Annotated in this window: 1 protein-coding gene; it reads right to left on the reverse strand. The window is 56.0% G+C overall.

The annotated features are described in order from the left end of the window. Positions 1 to 809: SNF2-related protein (locus tag QVO66_RS09845; RefSeq protein WP_369678049.1), on the reverse strand; the 809-nt coding region annotated here is incomplete at both ends.

The raw sequence follows: 809 nt of genomic DNA on the forward strand, positions 1-809 counted from the left end.
TGGTCTTCCACCAGCTTGCGCTTTATCTCGGTATATACGCTCCATTGTCCCGACTGGTACGTCCCCAGGTCCGAAAACACGAATTGCGTTCCTTTCTGTGCATCATACCTGCGGTAGTATTCCGCTATCATCCTTGCGCAGTGACTCGCCTTGTTGTCCGGGTGGTCTTCATATTCCGGGTCTATCATGCGCAGGTCCAGTGCCATCTTCCTTGCGTAGTCCGTGGCGATGAGCATCTTCGCCTTTTCCTCTGTTTCCGACAGTTTCCCGCGTCCCAGCAGCGTGGCGTCGCCCGTCTTGGCAAATTCCATCAGCCGTTTGATGAAATGTTCCTGGTCGGGCGTGGGAGGTATGTTGTGCAGTATCTCGTTCTTGTGCGGACGGTCCACGCCCACATCCTCTGCCGTGCGGTAGTCCGTTATCTCGTTGTAGAACGCCGCCAGCTCCGGCACCTTGATGAAGTAGCGGAAGCGTTCCTTCTGCACGATGTTGTTCGTCACATTGAACTCAAAATCCGTCGTCTTCTTGGCGAAGATTGCCGCCCATGCGTCAAAGCATCGTATGTCCTGCCTTTCCAGCTCCTTCGGGCGCAGGTACTTGAAAAGCAGGTACAGCTCCGTCAGCGAGTTGCTGATGGTCGTGCCCGACAGAAACGTCGCCCCCAGATCCTTTCCCGTCCGCTCCTGAATGGTGCGGATGGCAAACAGCAGGTTCAGTGCCTTCTGGCTGCCTTCCGAGTTGCCCAGACCCGCCACACGGTCATGCCTTGTGTTGAACGTCAGGTTCTTGAACTGGTGCGACTCGTCCAC

Source organism: Prevotella sp. CAG:255, assembly GCF_000431195.1.
GTDB classification, from domain to species: Bacteria; Bacteroidota; Bacteroidia; order Bacteroidales; family Bacteroidaceae; genus Prevotella; species Prevotella rara.